Genomic DNA, 208 nt, shown 5'->3' with positions numbered 1-208 from the left:
ATGGCCGGGCCCGTGCCTTTGTAGGGCACGTGGGTCGCCTTGGCCTTGGCCATGTCGAGCAGGTATTCGGTGACCACATGCAGGTGGCCGCCCGCGCCACTGGAGGCGAAGGTGAGCTTGCCCGGATCCTTGCGCGCCAAGGCCAGCAGTTCCTGCAAAGTCCTGGCCGGCACCTTGGGGTGGACGCACAGCACGTAGGCGCCGCTGG

The 208-nt window shown here is 67.8% G+C and carries 1 protein-coding gene; it reads right to left on the bottom strand.

Translation table 11 applies throughout. The features are described 5' to 3' along the window. Positions 1-208, bottom strand: a 208-nt coding sequence (locus tag QZH66_RS19025; RefSeq protein WP_305807324.1) for a tripartite tricarboxylate transporter substrate-binding protein, incomplete at both ends; no start/stop codon positions are given.

It is taken from the genome of Stenotrophomonas sp. YIM B06876 (genome assembly GCF_030711595.1).
Taxonomy (GTDB): Bacteria; Pseudomonadota; Gammaproteobacteria; order Xanthomonadales; family Xanthomonadaceae; genus Stenotrophomonas.
This window is presented reverse-complemented; position numbering and strand designations above follow the sequence as displayed.